The sequence below is a fragment of the Ruegeria sp. AD6 genome, from assembly GCF_056542325.1.
Genome location: NZ_JBQFZQ010000009.1, coordinates 71093 through 85050, shown reverse-complemented (window position 1 = coordinate 85050; position 13958 = coordinate 71093). Strand labels below are relative to the sequence as shown.

Sequence of the window (13958 nt, the reverse complement as noted above, 5' to 3'; positions counted from 1 at the left end):
GGCGGTTTGGCCCACAAACTCAACGCCGTCCGTTTTCCTGGGTCTGCACGTCTTGTTATCCGCCTGAATTGCTGGATAGTCTGCCCTTATGGCAAACCAAACTAAGTGGCCGTGTTCCAAGGCCACCACGAACCGTCTCTGATCCATGTTCAGTATCCTGCAAAACCGCACCTATCGCCACCTTCTGGCGGCGCAAGTTGTTGCGCTGACGGGAACCGGGCTCGCAACGATTGCCTTGGGGTTGCTGGCTTTTGATCTGGCCGGAGACGCCGCCGGGCTGGTTTTGGGTACCGCCCTGACCATCAAGATGGTGGCCTATGTCGTCGTGGCCCCGTTGGCCGCCGCCATTGCCGAACAGATCGACCGACGCAGGATGCTGGTGGTTCTGGACCTGGTCCGCGCCGCCGTCGCCTTGTGCCTGCCCTTCGTCTCCGAGATCTGGCAGGTCTATGTTCTGATTTTCGTCCTGCAATCGGCCTCTGCCGGGTTCACACCCACGTTTCAGGCCACGATCCCGGATGTTCTGACGGATGAGCGGGACTATACCCGCGCGCTATCGCTGTCGCGGCTGGCTTACGATCTGGAAAGCCTGCTCAGCCCGATGCTGGCGGCCCTTCTGCTGCTGTTCGTCAGCTTTGACACCCTGTTTCTGGGCACCGGCCTTGGGTTTGTCGCCTCGGCCCTTCTGGTGGTGTCAGTCATATTGCCTTCGCCCAAACCGTCCGGGCGCACCGGCATCTACGACCGAACCACGCGGGGCATTCGTCTGTACCTGTCCACGACACGCTTGCGCGGCCTACTGGCGATCAGCTGGTGCGCCGCCGCGCTCAGTTCGATGGTTATTGTGAACACCGTGGTGCTGGTGCGGTCCGATCTGGGACTGTCCGAAAGCGCAGTGGCCATTGCGCTGGCTGGCTTTGGCGGCGGGTCCATGCTGGCCGCGTTTGCCTTGCCCCCGCTGTTGGACCGGTTTCCGGATCGCCGCGTCATGCTAAGCGGCTCGACCATCGCAACATCGACCATGGCAGCGGCAGCCTTTGTTTCGATGTCAGACCTTTTGTCTTTGCCTGCCCTGACGACGCTCTGGGCAATCGCGGGCTTTGGATATTCGATGACCCTGACCCCCTCGGGCCGCTTATTGACCCGGTCTGCCGGCCCCGAGGATCGACCCGCCCTCTTTGCCGCACAATTCACCCTGTCGCACGCGTGCTGGCTGGTACTGTACCCGCTGGCGGGCTGGTTGATGACCCGGTACGGCGCGACCACCGCATTGACGGGCATGACCGGTGCCGCTGTGCTGGGCCTGACGACTGCACTGATGATCTGGCCCCGGTCCGGCACCGCGCCAGCGACGCATAAACCTTGAGCGTCGCCATCGATTTGCTTTAAACCTGAGCGACCGCCTGCCGGAGACCCTATGGATCAGCTTGATCGCCATATCATCGCCGCCCTGCAACATAACGCGCGTGAATCGACCACAAATATCGCCGCCAAACTGGGCGTGGCGCGCACAACTGTGCACGAGCGGATCAAACGCATGGAATACCGCGGCGTGATCGCAGGCTATTCGGTCATTCTGAACGCGCCCGAGGATGCGCCTCGTGTGCAGGTTGTTGTGCTGCTCGAAGTGCAGCAGAAGGAAACCACCCGCATCATCAAACGGCTGGAAACCTACCCCGAGGTCAAACGCTGCCTGTCGATCAATGGCGAGTTCGACCTGCTGCTTTCCGCCGAGGCCCCAAGGATCGAGGATCTGGATATTCTGGTCGATGATCTGGCCAAAATCCCCGGCGTGCTGCGCACCAATACCAGCGTCGTGTTCGGTCGGCGGATCGACCGAAAATGAACAGGCGATAACGCGCTGTAAACCAATGCGCGGCTAGCGTGACCGGGACAGATCAGAATCCCGGACCGGCAGAATGCCCTTTCGTATAGTCGCGTTTTTCATTTCCCTGACGCAGGTGTGGTTGGCACAGGCGGCGTTTGCCATGTCGGACGCGCGCACCGGCGATGTCTGCGATCAGGCCGCCCGCCGTGCCGCGCAGTCCGAAGATGTGCCGCTGGATGTATTGCGCGCCATAACGCGCGTTGAAACCGGGCGCACGCAGGGCGGGCATTTCATTCCCTGGCCGTGGACCATCAATGTCGAAGGGCACGGGTTCTGGTTCAACTCGGAAATCGAGGCCAAATCTTACGTGTTCGACATTTTCAAAGCGGGCAAGCGCAGCTTTGATGTCGGATGTTTCCAGATCAACTATCGCTGGCACGGCAAGGCGTTCCGATCTATCGACGCAATGTTCGACCCGGATGAAAACGCCACCTATGCGGCCCGGTTCCTGAAGGATTTGCACGCCGAGCTCGGCTCATGGTCCGCCGCCGCCGGGGCCTATCATTCCCGCACGCCCGAGCTGGCAAACGCCTATCAGGGCCGGTTCCAGACCGTCCTGGCGCAACTTGGCACCGCGCCTGAAACACAAACAGCCTTTGTGTCGCGTGACCCGTTCACCGGTTCCGCCGCCCCGCTGATCCCGCTGCAACCGACCCAGACCCCTCGGGGGTCGCTGGGCTCTCTGGTGCCTACCGGCGGGTCCGCCACCGCCTTTATCGCCTTCAATTAGGAGCGTTTCGTGCCCAAGATCGACGTCCGATCCCTGTTCTCGCCCACCGTATTGCTGGCGCTAGCACTGATGACCATCATCGTGATGATGATCTTGCCGATGCCCGCCTGGGTGCTGGATGTGGGGCTGGCCGCGTCTTTTGCGCTGGCCATTCTGATCTTTACCCTGACCCTGTTTATCGAGCGTCCGCTGGATTTCTCGTCCTTCCCGACGATCCTGCTTGCGTCGCTGATGTTGCGCCTGTCGCTGAACGTATCCTCGACCAAGCTGATCATCGGTCAGGGCCATACCGGCCCCAATGCCGCCGGGGATGTGATCGAAGGGTTCGCCAATTTTGTCATGGGCGGCAGTATCTTTCTGGGGCTGGTGGTGTTCGGCGTGCTGCTGATCGTGAACTTCATGGTCATCACCAAAGGCGCTGCCCGCATGGCCGAGGTCGGCGCGCGCTTTGCGCTGGACGGGATGCCCGGCAAGCAGCTGGCCATCGACAGCGACATGTCCGCCGGGGCCATCGACCACCAGCAGGCCAAGGAACGGCGCGAGCGGGAACAGCAGGAAACCACCTTTTTCGGCTCGCTGGATGGCGCGTCCAAATTCGTCAAGGGTGACGCGATTGCCGGGTTGCTGATCACGCTTTTGAACCTTGTCATGGGTCTGGTGATGGGCGTGATCGTGCACGGCATGCCGGTCGCCTCGGCGTTTGAGACCTATGCCATCCTGACTGTCGGAGATGGTCTGGTTTCGCAGATTCCAGCCGTGATCATTTCGATTGCCTCGGCGTTGCTATTGGCGCGGGGCGGCACGCAAGGGGCAACCGACAACGCCATCTTCTCGCAACTGGGTAAACACCCCGCCGCGCTGGCAACCGTGGCCGTTCTGATGGTCCTGTTTGCTCTGGTGCCGGGCCTGCCGTTTTTGCCTTTCATTCTGGGGGCCGGCGTTCTGGGCTATGCCGCCTATCACGTCCACCGCACCCAAAAAGCCGCCGCGCTGGAACCCGAAACCCCATCGTCCGAGGTGGATGCACCCGTGTCTCAGGCCATCGGAGACATCCTGGATCTGGACGACGTACATCTGGAGTTTGCGCCCGATCTGGTCAGCATGGTGTTGAACCAGGGCACCGGGCTGGATGCGCGGATTGCCAATATGCGGACCTATGTCGCCTCGACCTTTGGTCTGATCCTGCCCGAGATTCGCCTGACCGACCGCGCCGACCTGCCAACCGGCACATATGTGATCAAGGTTCAGGGGGTAGAACAGGCGCGCGGGGTCCTGAACCCCGATCTGGTTCTGGCGCTGGTGCAGGACGGCTTTGACCTGCTGCCCGACGGCAACGACGTGACCGAGCCTGTCTACGGCGCGCCTGCCCGCTGGATTCTGCCCAAAGATCAGGAGGATGCAGCGCTGAGCGGGGCCACCATCGTCTCACCGCCTGAGATTCTGGCGACCCATCTGCTGGAGATCATAAAACAGAACTTCCCGCGCCTGCTGACGCTGAAATCCCTGCGCCGTCTGCTGTCCGAGATGACCCGCCTTAGCGATCCGGTCCGGGCCGAGGCCAACCGCAAGCTGCTGGACGAATTGATCCCCGACAAAGTTCCTATCGACACGCTGCACGCCGTCCTGCGCCTGCTGCTGGACGAACGCGTCTCGATCAGAAACATGGCCCTGATCCTGGAAAGCGTGGCCGAGGCGCGGATGACCACCACCCAGCCCGAAGGGATTTGCGAGATCGTCCGCCAAAGGCTTGGCTTCCAACTGGTCGCCGAGATGAAACGAGAGGACGGATCGATCCCGCTGATCCAACTTGCCCCGGAATGGGAGGATACGTTCGCCACCTACCAGATCGACGCCCCCAATGCCGGGCTGGATGTCGCGCTGCCGCCCAACCTGTTCAACAAACTGGCAGATGGCGTCGTGACCAGCGTGGCGAAATCGGCAGATAGCGGGCTGTTCCCGGCCATCGTCACCTCGACCCGCCGCCGCCGGTTGCTGCGCACGATCATGCAGGCGCGGGGCGTCGCCAACCCGGTCCTGTCGTTCGAAGAGATCGGGCTTGAGGCACGGCCGTCACTGGTCGGAACGGTTCCCGCGTGATCGCCCTGCCCCCGGAACTGCTGAACCAGATCGGCGTCAGCGTTTGGCATCTATTTGCCGTGTTTCTGCGTGTCTCGGCCTTTGTGTCGCTGCTGCCCGCGTTCGGCGAGCGCAGCATCCCGGTGCGCGTCAAACTGGGTCTTTCGATGGCCTTCACCCTGATAATCGCGCCCGCAATTGGCGCAGCTGAGCTGGCCGCCGGTTTCCCGCAGATGGTCCGGCTGGTGGGGACAGAGGTGTTGATCGGGATGGCCCTCGGCATTGGGTTACGATTGTTTGTGCTGGCCCTGCAAACCGCTGGGTCCATTGCAGCACAATCGACCTCGCTGTCGCAGCTTCTGGGCGGGGCCGCAGTCGATCCGATGCCAGCAATGGGGTATTTTCTGATGCTGGCCGGTCTGACGCTGGCCGTGATCATGGGACTGCACATCCGGGCCGCGCAATTTCTGATCCACAGCTACGCGATGTTCCCGATGGGGATGCTTCCGGCACCATCGGATCTGTCCCACTGGGGGGTGCAACAGATCGCGCACAGCTTCAGCCTGGCCTTTGCGCTGGCCACCCCGTTTGTGATCGCCTCGCTGATCTACAATCTGGCCCTTGGGGTGATCAACCGTGCCATGCCGCAGCTGATGGTGGCCTTCGTCGGCGCCCCTGCCATCACCTTTGCCGGGCTGTTCCTGCTGTTTGCCGGCGCACCGCTGATCCTGTCCGTCTGGTCAGACGCCCTGAACGCCTTCCTTCTCAACCCGACCGGGGAAAGGCCATGAGCGGACCTGACGACGACAGCGACAAATCCTTTGAACCCACCCCGCAAAAGCTGCAGAAAGCGCGCGAAAAGGGTGAGGTTGCGAAGTCCAGCGATCTGTCCGTGGTCGCGGGATATACCGGTCTGGTCATCGCGCTGCTGACGGCGGGGCAGCACACAGCCCAACATCTGGGCACGCTGTTTGTTGTGCTGATTGACCAGTCGGATGCGTTGTCTCAACTGGTCGCGACCGGGCCTGCTTCTGCGCCGGTTGCCGGGTTGCTTCGGGGCGCACTAGTGCCGGTCTCGATGCTTTTTGCACTGCCCGCCGCGGCGGTTTTGCTCAGTCTGATTGCCCAGCGCGCGCTGATCTTTGCACCCACCAAGCTGAAACCCAAGCTCTCGCGTATCTCGCTTGTGTCGAATGCAAAAAACAAATTCGGACGCGGCGGCCTGTTCGAATTTGCCAAGAGTTTTGCCAAGCTGCTGATCTATGGCACTTGCCTGGCCTTGTTCCTGAAGGCCAATCTGACCGAGATCATTTCGGCCAGCGCAGCACCTGCAAAATCGTCGATTCTGTTGATGATGAACCTGCTGTTTCGCTTTCTGTTCATCGTGATCGTCATTGCGCTGGCCATCGGTGTGATCGATTACCTTTGGCAATATGCCGAGCACATGCGCAAGAACCGCATGTCGCGCAAGGAAATCCAGGATGAGACCAAGGATGCCGAGGGCGATCCGCATGTCAAACAACAGCGCCGCCAACGTGCGCAGGACATTGCAACCAACCAGATGATGTCCGATGTGCCCAAGGCGGATGTGGTGATCGTCAACCCTACCCATTTCGCGGTCGCGCTTAAATGGTCCCGCGCCGCAGGTGCCGCCCCTGTCTGCGTTGCCAAGGGCGTGGATGAGGTGGCGGCGGCCATCCGATCCGCCGCCAGCGAGGGCGGGGTCCCGATCCACTCGGATCCGCCAACTGCACGCGCGCTGCACGCGACCGTCGAGATCGGTCAGGAAATCGCCGAAGAGCACTACCGCCCGGTCGCCGCCGCAATTCGATTTGCCGAGGCGATGCGCAAACGTGCAAAAGGTCAGATCAGATGAACCGAAAAAAAATGTCCGACCTGCAACGCACCACTGATGCCGTGTATCAGAAAAACTATCAGACCCTGCGCCCGGTGATCGAGGCCGAAGCCCGCGTACAGCAGCAGCTTGCATCGCTGAACACACAGGTTGCAGAGGTGCGGCGCGACAGTGCCTCGGCCGAAGGGTATCAGGTCACCGGGACGGATATTCTGTGGAACGGGTGGGAATCCGCAACCCGTCGCCAGTTGAACACCGACCTCGCCCGTCTGCGGGCGCAGAAACTAGCCGCGATCGAACAACTTCGGGCGGCGTTCGGACGGCAACAGGCGATCCGTTCAATCTCCGACCAGCTTCGACAAGAACATCGGCTGGCTCAGGCCAGAAAACAGTCAAATCAACAGTAGCCCCCGGGGCCCAATCGGATCGGGCCGGAGGTTCTTGGGTTCAGGTATCTTGCCGGTTCACGCTCATGATCAGAACTTGAGATACATCCGCACCAAGGTCCTTCTGTGCCACTTCCAGCAGCGCCTTGCGCAGGACGGTCAGGGTGTCCGATTCCGTGAAGATACCGTCAAAGCCGCCAGTATTGGCGTGATCGAACAGAACCTGCAAAAACCCGTCCCTCAGTTTCGGCTCGATGGCATAGAAGGTTTCGGTGATGGCAGGGTTCGCCTCAAGGCTTAGCGACATCGTCACCATGGCCGAGATCTGATCATCTTTCACCACCGGCACGACAAATTGCTTGGTCAGTTTCAGATACTCAAAACCACCCGCCTTGTCCCCTTTGTCGGATTTCTTATCGGCCTTTTGTTCTTTGGCCTCTGTCTTCTTTTCGTCCTTCGCATCAGACGCAACCTCAGGCGGTTTTTCAGGGGTCAGGAATTTCGCAGCACCAATACCGGCACCCAGACCAACCAACAGGAAAACGACTGGCAGCAACAGCTTCATCATGTGCGCACCTCAATACGGTAGAATCGAGTCGAGGATCTGCTGGCCAAGGCGCGGCTGCTGGACATCGGTGATTTGCCCGCGCCCACCGTAAGACACCCGCGCCGAGGCGATCTTGTCATAGGTGATCTCATTCTTGCGCGAGATATCCTGCGGGCGGACGTAGCCGGCAACCAAAAGCTCTCGCAATTCGAAGTTCACGCGCAGTTCTTGTGAACCCGAGATCGAAAGAACCCCGTTTGGCAACACGTCCAGCACCGTGGCCGCGACCCGCAAAGTCAGCTTTTCGTTGCGCCGCACCGACCCCCGGCCCGAGCTTGAGGAATCCGACTCGATCCCGACTGCATCGTCCAGGGTCGCCCCCTCGGGCAGATGTTCTTCGGCCCGTTGCGGCAGCCCGAACAGGTTAGGGATCTCAAGGCTTTCCGAACCGGAGCGGGACCGGCTGGTGTTGTTGGAAAACTCGGCCTCTTCGTCCAGTTCGATCACAACGGTCAGAATATCGCCTTTCTTGATCGCCCGCTGATCGCCCAGCAGGGATTGCTGCCCGCCGCTCCATAGCGAGGATCTGTCGACCACCCGTTGCGTCTGTGTGTGAAGGGGCAGGCCCGGCCAAAGCATTGCCACCTGTTCCGGTGACTCCTCGTTCGGGGTGAAGCTTGGCGGTTTGCCCAGATGATCCAATCGACCGCAGGCGGAAAGCGCAAAGATCGTCAGCAGAAGGGGTTTTGACAGTCCAGTCATTATTTCACCTCGATTTGTCCGTCGGGCCGGATCAGGCCGGTGACCGTTGTGCGGGAGGACAGGTTCATGACGCGGATACGCTCACCCACCGCGCCGCGCCCCAGCGCCCGGCCTTCGGTGGAGATCGACAGGGGTTGGCGGTTGAACACCAAAACAACCAGATCATTGCGATCCACAATGGCAGGCGGGCCGACATCCACCGCGCGTACGGGGCGACCGGGATAAAGGGCGACGCGTGCCTCTAGCCCGATCAACGCGCCCGGATCACTGATGGCGCCGGGCAAATCCGTCGCTTTCAGTTCAAGGTCCGCAGCCGAGATCACCTCTTTCGCGCGGATCGTGCGGGTCGGGACCACGATATCCGCCAATGCAGCCAGGGGCGCGACCATCAAGCATATCAGAAGCACCAACCGCATCACCGCACCTGCGTTGTCGCGCCCATCATCTGATCGACGGCGGTGATAACCTTGGCATTCATCTCATAGCCACGTTGCGCCTCGATCAACTCAGTCACTTCGCGCACGGCATCGACCGAGCTGTCTTCCAGATAGCCTTGTCGCAGCGTGCCCAACCCGTCTTCGCCGGGCAGGCCCAGGATCGGCGCGCCCGAGGCTTCGGTTTCGCGGAACAGGTTGCTGCCGATTGCCTCAAGGCCCTTGGCGTTCGAGAAGCTGGCCAGCGAGAATTCACCCAGCAATTGCCCTTCGGGCGTGTCGTCAAAATAGGCATAAACCTCGCCCGAGGCGTTGATCGAGATTGACCGGGCATCATCCGGGATTGTGATCTCTGGGGCCACGGCAAAGCCGTCCGAGGTCACGATCAGACCTTCAGCCGAGCGTTTCAGGCTGCCATCGCGCGTATAGGCGGACTGACCGTTGGGTAGCGCCACCTCCAGATAACCACGGCCTTCGATGGCCACGTCCAGATCGCTGCCGGTGGCCGACAGCGCACCCTGTGCCAGTTGCACCGTGACGGCAGCGGGCCGGACGCCAAGGCCCAGTTGGATACCGGTCGGCAACACGGTTCCGTCCGATGCGTTGACCGCACCCGCGCGGGCCATCTGCTGATAGTGCAGATCGGCAAACTCCGCACGGCGGGCGTTGTAACCGGTGGTGTTCATGTTCGCGAGGTTGTTCGAGATCGTCTCAACCCGCATCTGCTGCGCCGTCATACCTGTGGCTGCGATTTTCAAAGCACGCATTTCAAAATCTCCTTGTTCAGATCAGCGCATCAGCGCGTCGAGGGCCCCGCGCACGCGCTCATCTTCGGTTTCCAGAAAGCTTTGGCCCAACTCATAGGCGCGCTGGATTTCTACCAGACGCGTGACCTGCTGGATTGCATTGACGTTCGAGCCCTCGAGGAACCGATGCACGACAACGGGTTCATCAACGGCGTCGATCCCGCCATCAGCCCGGAACCGCGTATTGCCCTCGCGGACCAGAGTCTCGGGGTCTTCCACCCGATAGACGCCGATCTGGCCCAGAAGCTGCCCCTCGACACTCAGCGTGCCGTCTGCACCAACGTCGATCGAGGCCGCATCAGGCGGGATGAAAACAGGCGAGCCGTTGCTGTCCAGAACACGCGCGCCATCCATCGCCACCAGATCACCCTGCGCGTTTGGGGTGAAACTGCCCGCCCGCGTCAGGCGATTGCCCTCGGGGGTTTCAACCATGAAGAACCCCTCGCCTTCGATGGCAAAATCGAACTGCCCGCCAGTCTCGGTCAGAACGCCCTGTTGCAGGGACGTATTGCGCGCCTCGGCCCGGCTCATCGACAGGGACGGATTGCCCGGCATGTCGCGCACGAATTCCGAGAACACCAACCCTTGTGCGCGGTAGCCGGTGGTATTGGCATTGGCGATATTGTTCGCTACCAGCCGCATTTCGTTCATCAGCCCGGATTGACGGGACAGGGTGACATAGGCGGTATCCATCAGCGACCTCCTGCGATCAGCGGCACCAGAGTGCCTGTGAAAAACGTGACAAGCGTCTGGGTCATGAAGCCCATCGAAATCCAGAACACGACGACAATGGCGATCAGTTTGGGAACGAAGGTCAACGTCATCTCCTGCACCGAGGTCAGTGCCTGGAACAGGCCGACGATCAGACCGGACACCAGCGCCACGGCCAGAATCGGGACCGAGGTGATCACCGCGACCCACAGCGCCTGACGCACGATGTCGTAGAACAGACCTTCGCTCAGCATCGTTCAGACCGGCATCCGCAGGATTTCCTGATAGGCTTCGACCACCTTGTTGCGCACGATAACGGCGGTTTCGACGGCCAGTTCGGTCTGCGCCAGTGCCTGCACCAAGGCATGCGGATCAGCCTGTCCGGTCATCGCGGCCTGAGACATTTGCTCGCTGTGTTTCAGCGTTGCCGCAAAGTCCTGAAACGTCGCGCGCATTCCCTGCGCCATGCCGGCATGATCCGGGTCGGCCTGCGTTGCGGGGCGCGCGCCAGCATAGTTCTGTGCGGCGGTAAGTGATCGGATATCCATTCTGGCGTTCCTTTATTTCCGGAGTAATTCCATCAGCGACGACGACATTTTGCGCGTCTGGTCGAACATCTTGAGATTGGCCTCGTAACTGCGCTGCGCCTCGCGCGCGTCGGCGATCTCGATCATCAGATCGACATTCGAGCCCAGATAATGACCGCTTTCATCCGCCATCGGATGGCTGGGGTCGTGAACGCGCTGCAAATCGCGGCGATCCAGTTGCACGCGCCCGGCCTGCACCATCTCCTTGCCGTCCTTCTGCACCGTCTCGAACGGGACCGTTTTGCGCCGGTAGCCGGGCGTATCCGCGTTCGAGATATTCTCGGACACATGACGCAGCCGGGCCGCCTGCGCCCGCAGGGCACTGGCCGACGCAGTAAGAGAGTGGGAAAAATCGCTCATCTCCGATTAACCCCGACCCAAACTGGTGCGCAGAATGCCCATCGAGGACTTGTAGATCGTCAGCGCCCGATCATGCTGCCGTTTGACGTCAACCGCTTTCAGCATTTCCTCTTCCAGCGACACACCGTTGCCGTTGGGATCCCCTTTCGGCTCGGCAGTGTATTCAGCCCAGTTTTGCCCGGACATGCCGCCGTTCAGATGCCCCTGCCGGGTGGCCGTCATTTCGGCCCCGGACCCGGTGTTTTCGAATGCTGTTTGAAAGGCTTCGATATCGCGCGGCTGATAGCCCGGCGTATCTGCGTTGGCCATGTTGCGCGCGATGACGGCCTGCCGTTGCCCGGCATGGGTTGCCATTGCGTACGCTGTCTTAAAGACGTTCAGGTCATAGAACATCGGGGCTTCTCCCTCGATCAATTTCAATCAAGGCTTAACCCCGATTCCTTTAGAAACAGTTTTCAGAACTCAGTTGGAGAACCCACGATGTCAGATCTCGACCCGATGCTTCTGAAATGCGAATTCGACCGGATGGCCGCGACACGACATGTCGGGCTGGTGTCTGGGGTCGCGCAGGGCGTCATAGAAATCAGCGGTTTGACCCGACAGGCACGAATCGGGGATCTGCTGACGCTGAAACGTCGATCCGGCCCCGATCTGACGGGTGAGGTGCTGCATGTGGGCTCCGATCATATTCACATGATGCCCGGCGGCGCACCGGATGGGGTCAGCCTTGGGGACCGAGTGATTCTGAACCCCTCACCCGGATTTGCGCCGGGGATGCATTGGCTGGGGCGGGTGATCGATCCGTTTGGTGCCCCGCTTGATGGCAAACCGCTGCTGGGCGGACCGCAGGAGAGGGACATCGTGCAAGCCCCGCCCCCGGCCGTAAATCGCAAGCCACTTGGCGCACGGATGGCGACCGGTCTGGCGGCGCTCAATACCATGCTGCCGATTGTGCGTGGGCAGCGGGTCGGATTGTTTGCGGGTTCGGGTGTCGGGAAATCCACCCTGTTGGCAACGATGGCGCGGTCGATGCAGGCTGACGTGGTCGTCGTGGCACTGGTGGGCGAGCGCGGGCGCGAAGTGAATGAGTTTGTCACCCATGCCCTAGGGCCCGAGGCCATGAAACGTGCAGTCGTTGTGGCGGCCACTTCGGACCAATCCGCATTGGCGCGACGGCGTTGCGCGTGGTCTGCCATGTCCGTGGCCGAATACATGCGCGATCAGGGTCTGAACGTCCTGTTTCTGGCCGATTCCGTCACCCGCTTTGCCGAGGCGCATCGGGAAATTGCCGTTGCGATGGGTGAGGCCCCCTCGCTGCGCGGCTTCCCACCATCGGTCACGCCGCTGATTTCAAAGCTGTGCGAACGCGCCGGGCCGGGCACGCATGAACAGGGCGACATTACTGCGGTGTTCAGCGTTCTGGTCGCCGGATCGGATATGGACGAACCCATCGCCGACATCCTGCGCGGCGTGCTGGACGGCCATATCGTGCTGAGCCGCGAGATCGCCGAACGCGGCCGCTTTCCGGCGATTGACCTCAGCCGGTCGGTTTCGCGCAGTCTGCCGGGGGCGGCGACCGAGGCCGAGAATCAGATGATCGCCGAGGCCCGGAAACTGGTCGGCAGCTATGAGCAATCCGAGGTGATGATCAAAGCCGGGCTTTATACCGAAGGCTCTGATCCCCTGCTGGATCAGGCGGTCCGGGTACATGACGATCTGGATGGTTTCTTTGGTAAAACCGACCCGGAAGGGATTGAAAACAGCTTCAACCGCCTGTCCCTGATCCTGCGTCGGGCGTCTGCTGGGCTGCCAAGGTAAGGTGAACTCTGTACAGTTTTAAGTGTTAAGCCCACCTTAAGACCTGCGCTGCTACCCCTGAGCTTGGGTGATAAAAAGGTGGTGGAGATGGGTGCGCAGAGCAATGCGGCGCCAATCATCATCAAGAAGAAGCGTGTGTCAGGTGGCGATGGCCATCACGGTGGCGCGTGGAAGGTCGCGTATGCGGACTTTGTCACGGCCATGATGGCCTTCTTCATGTTGATGTGGCTGCTGAACGCAACGACCGAAACGCAACGCAAGGGGCTGGCGGATTACTTCTCGCCGACGATCCCGATCAGCCCCGATTCCGGCGGCGGTGACGGGGCCTTTGGCGGCGACAGCATGTTTTCGGAAAACACTCTGGTCTCGGACGGCAAGGGTGCGACCAACCGCTTTCCGACCGAAGCGCACAAGGCGCGCGGGACAACCGGCCTGGACGCGGATGGCGGCGGCAAAGGGGCGCAGCAGGATTTCTCGACGCTCGAGGCGCAGTTGCTGGGGCGTACCGGAGAAAGCGCGGTGTCGGACAAGCTGCTCAAGCACATTGTCACCCGCGTCACCGACGAAGGCCTGATTGTCGAGTTGTTCGATACCGAGGATCAGCCGCTGTTCGAATCGGGCTCGGATACACCGACGCCGATCCTGCGGGCTTTGAGTTTGCTCATCGCACGCGCCTCGGATCTGGTTACGAATTCCGTTGCCGTGGAGGGTCATGTCGGCGCTTCGCCCGTCGTGCTGGCGCGTAATCCTGCCTGGGATCTGTCGACCTCGCGCGCGCAGGCGGTGCGTCAGATGCTGCAGGACAAAGGCGTTGTGGCACAGCGACTTGATCGGGTCACGGGACATGCCGATCGCAAGCTGCACAGTGACAACCCGATGGCCCCGCGCAACAACCGGATCGAGGTGATCTTTCTGCGCGGCCCCTAAAGGTAGGGCGCATTTTACCTGTTAGCGCGCTGTTAAGGGGCAGTGCGTTAGCTGTTGCATCAACGATTGAC

General features: G+C 61.0%; 18 protein-coding genes. 9 read left to right on the top strand and 9 right to left on the bottom strand.

Translation table 11 applies throughout. The features are described 5' to 3' along the window. Positions 1-145: 145 nt before the first annotated feature. From ACR0KJ_RS16575 to ACR0KJ_RS16545, 7 genes are all read left to right on the top strand, one after another. Positions 146-1366 carry an MFS transporter gene (locus tag ACR0KJ_RS16575; RefSeq protein ID WP_480627187.1) on the top strand — a complete coding sequence of 407 codons (1221 nt, stop codon included), beginning with the start codon at positions 146-148 and terminating at the stop codon, positions 1364-1366. 51 nt (positions 1367-1417) lie between these two features. Further along, positions 1418-1846 carry an Lrp/AsnC family transcriptional regulator gene (locus ACR0KJ_RS16570; RefSeq protein WP_480627186.1) on the top strand — a complete coding sequence of 143 codons (429 nt, stop codon included), beginning with the start codon at positions 1418-1420 and terminating at the stop codon, positions 1844-1846. A gap of 73 nt (positions 1847-1919) precedes the next feature. Continuing rightward, positions 1920-2618, top strand: a complete 699-nt coding sequence (locus tag ACR0KJ_RS16565) for a transglycosylase SLT domain-containing protein (RefSeq protein ID WP_480627185.1) — start codon at positions 1920-1922, stop codon at positions 2616-2618. A gap of 9 nt (positions 2619-2627) precedes the next feature. Then, a complete protein-coding gene (flhA, locus tag ACR0KJ_RS16560; RefSeq protein WP_170455810.1) occupies positions 2628-4715 on the top strand; it encodes a flagellar biosynthesis protein FlhA in 2088 nt (695 codons plus the stop codon). Beyond that, positions 4712-5485 (top strand): flagellar biosynthetic protein FliR, encoded by a 774-nt coding sequence (locus tag ACR0KJ_RS16555; RefSeq protein WP_170455812.1) that lies wholly within the window; start codon positions 4712-4714, stop codon positions 5483-5485. Before flhA ends, ACR0KJ_RS16555 begins: the two co-directional genes overlap by 4 nt. Continuing rightward, complete coding sequence (flhB, locus tag ACR0KJ_RS16550; protein ID WP_170455814.1) at positions 5482-6570, top strand: flagellar type III secretion system protein FlhB; 1089 nt, start codon at positions 5482-5484, stop codon at positions 6568-6570. Before ACR0KJ_RS16555 ends, flhB begins: the two co-directional genes overlap by 4 nt. Next, positions 6567-6956, top strand: coding sequence for a hypothetical protein (locus tag ACR0KJ_RS16545; RefSeq protein WP_480627184.1), 390 nt, complete (start codon positions 6567-6569; stop codon positions 6954-6956). Before flhB ends, ACR0KJ_RS16545 begins: the two co-directional genes overlap by 4 nt. A gap of 40 nt (positions 6957-6996) precedes the next feature. Here ACR0KJ_RS16545 and ACR0KJ_RS16540 read toward each other — a convergent pair whose 3' ends face one another. From ACR0KJ_RS16540 to ACR0KJ_RS16500, 9 genes are read right to left on the bottom strand one after another with little or no spacing between them, the layout of a single operon-like run. Then, positions 6997-7503, bottom strand: coding sequence for a flagellar basal body-associated FliL family protein (locus tag ACR0KJ_RS16540; protein ID WP_170455818.1), 507 nt, complete (start codon positions 7501-7503; stop codon positions 6997-6999). A 9-nt stretch (positions 7504-7512) separates the two neighbouring features. After that, positions 7513-8244: a flagellar basal body L-ring protein FlgH gene (gene flgH / locus ACR0KJ_RS16535; RefSeq protein WP_170455820.1), complete on the bottom strand. Its 732-nt coding sequence runs from the start codon at positions 8242-8244 to the stop codon at positions 7513-7515. Further along, positions 8244-8660: a flagellar basal body P-ring formation chaperone FlgA gene (flgA, locus tag ACR0KJ_RS16530; protein WP_480627183.1), complete on the bottom strand. Its 417-nt coding sequence runs from the start codon at positions 8658-8660 to the stop codon at positions 8244-8246. Before flgA ends, flgH begins: the two co-directional genes overlap by 1 nt. After that, a complete protein-coding gene (flgG, locus tag ACR0KJ_RS16525; protein WP_170455824.1) occupies positions 8660-9445 on the bottom strand; it encodes a flagellar basal-body rod protein FlgG in 786 nt (261 codons plus the stop codon). The genes flgA and flgG overlap by 1 nt, the downstream gene beginning before the upstream one ends. A 21-nt stretch (positions 9446-9466) precedes the next feature. After that, complete coding sequence (locus ACR0KJ_RS16520; protein ID WP_480627182.1) at positions 9467-10177, bottom strand: flagellar hook-basal body complex protein; 711 nt, start codon at positions 10175-10177, stop codon at positions 9467-9469. Continuing rightward, positions 10177-10449: a flagellar biosynthetic protein FliQ gene (locus ACR0KJ_RS16515; RefSeq protein ID WP_170455828.1), complete on the bottom strand. Its 273-nt coding sequence runs from the start codon at positions 10447-10449 to the stop codon at positions 10177-10179. Before ACR0KJ_RS16515 ends, ACR0KJ_RS16520 begins: the two co-directional genes overlap by 1 nt. A gap of 3 nt (positions 10450-10452) precedes the next feature. Next, complete coding sequence (gene fliE / locus ACR0KJ_RS16510) at positions 10453-10743, bottom strand: flagellar hook-basal body complex protein FliE (protein WP_170455830.1); 291 nt, start codon at positions 10741-10743, stop codon at positions 10453-10455. Between the two features lie 12 nt (positions 10744-10755). After that, complete coding sequence (flgC, locus tag ACR0KJ_RS16505; RefSeq protein ID WP_170455832.1) at positions 10756-11142, bottom strand: flagellar basal body rod protein FlgC; 387 nt, start codon at positions 11140-11142, stop codon at positions 10756-10758. A gap of 6 nt (positions 11143-11148) precedes the next feature. Then, positions 11149-11535: a FlgB family protein gene (locus tag ACR0KJ_RS16500; RefSeq protein ID WP_170455834.1), complete on the bottom strand. Its 387-nt coding sequence runs from the start codon at positions 11533-11535 to the stop codon at positions 11149-11151. 87 nt (positions 11536-11622) lie between these two features. On the opposite strand from ACR0KJ_RS16500, the gene ACR0KJ_RS16495 reads away from it, so the two are divergent. Both ACR0KJ_RS16495 and ACR0KJ_RS16490 read left to right on the top strand, forming a co-directional pair. Next, positions 11623-12960, top strand: coding sequence for a FliI/YscN family ATPase (locus ACR0KJ_RS16495; protein ID WP_480627181.1), 1338 nt, complete (start codon positions 11623-11625; stop codon positions 12958-12960). Positions 12961-13047: 87 nt separating this feature from the next. Continuing rightward, positions 13048-13887 carry a flagellar motor protein MotB gene (locus ACR0KJ_RS16490; RefSeq protein WP_480627180.1) on the top strand — a complete coding sequence of 280 codons (840 nt, stop codon included), beginning with the start codon at positions 13048-13050 and terminating at the stop codon, positions 13885-13887. The last annotated feature ends 71 nt before the right edge of the window (positions 13888-13958 follow it).

Coding starts and splice junctions, on each gene's coding strand:
- ACR0KJ_RS16540 (WP_170455818.1), bottom strand. CDS start 7,503: ATGATGAAGCTGTTGCTGCCAGTCGTTTTCCTGTTGGTTGGTCTGGGT.
- flgG (WP_170455824.1), bottom strand. CDS start 9,445: ATGCGTGCTTTGAAAATCGCAGCCACAGGTATGACGGCGCAGCAGATG.
- ACR0KJ_RS16490 (WP_480627180.1), top strand. CDS start 13,048: ATGGGTGCGCAGAGCAATGCGGCGCCAATCATCATCAAGAAGAAGCGT.
- fliE (WP_170455830.1), bottom strand. CDS start 10,743: ATGGATATCCGATCACTTACCGCCGCACAGAACTATGCTGGCGCGCGC.
- ACR0KJ_RS16570 (WP_480627186.1), top strand. CDS start 1,418: ATGGATCAGCTTGATCGCCATATCATCGCCGCCCTGCAACATAACGCG.
- flgC (WP_170455832.1), bottom strand. CDS start 11,142: ATGAGCGATTTTTCCCACTCTCTTACTGCGTCGGCCAGTGCCCTGCGG.
- ACR0KJ_RS16575 (WP_480627187.1), top strand. CDS start 146: ATGTTCAGTATCCTGCAAAACCGCACCTATCGCCACCTTCTGGCGGCG.
- ACR0KJ_RS16495 (WP_480627181.1), top strand. CDS start 11,623: ATGTCAGATCTCGACCCGATGCTTCTGAAATGCGAATTCGACCGGATG.
- ACR0KJ_RS16545 (WP_480627184.1), top strand. CDS start 6,567: ATGAACCGAAAAAAAATGTCCGACCTGCAACGCACCACTGATGCCGTG.
- ACR0KJ_RS16565 (WP_480627185.1), top strand. CDS start 1,920: ATGCCCTTTCGTATAGTCGCGTTTTTCATTTCCCTGACGCAGGTGTGG.
- ACR0KJ_RS16500 (WP_170455834.1), bottom strand. CDS start 11,535: ATGTTCTATGACCTGAACGTCTTTAAGACAGCGTACGCAATGGCAACC.
- flhB (WP_170455814.1), top strand. CDS start 5,482: ATGAGCGGACCTGACGACGACAGCGACAAATCCTTTGAACCCACCCCG.
- flgH (WP_170455820.1), bottom strand. CDS start 8,244: ATGACTGGACTGTCAAAACCCCTTCTGCTGACGATCTTTGCGCTTTCC.
- flgA (WP_480627183.1), bottom strand. CDS start 8,660: ATGCGGTTGGTGCTTCTGATATGCTTGATGGTCGCGCCCCTGGCTGCA.
- ACR0KJ_RS16520 (WP_480627182.1), bottom strand. CDS start 10,177: ATGGATACCGCCTATGTCACCCTGTCCCGTCAATCCGGGCTGATGAAC.
- ACR0KJ_RS16515 (WP_170455828.1), bottom strand. CDS start 10,449: ATGCTGAGCGAAGGTCTGTTCTACGACATCGTGCGTCAGGCGCTGTGG.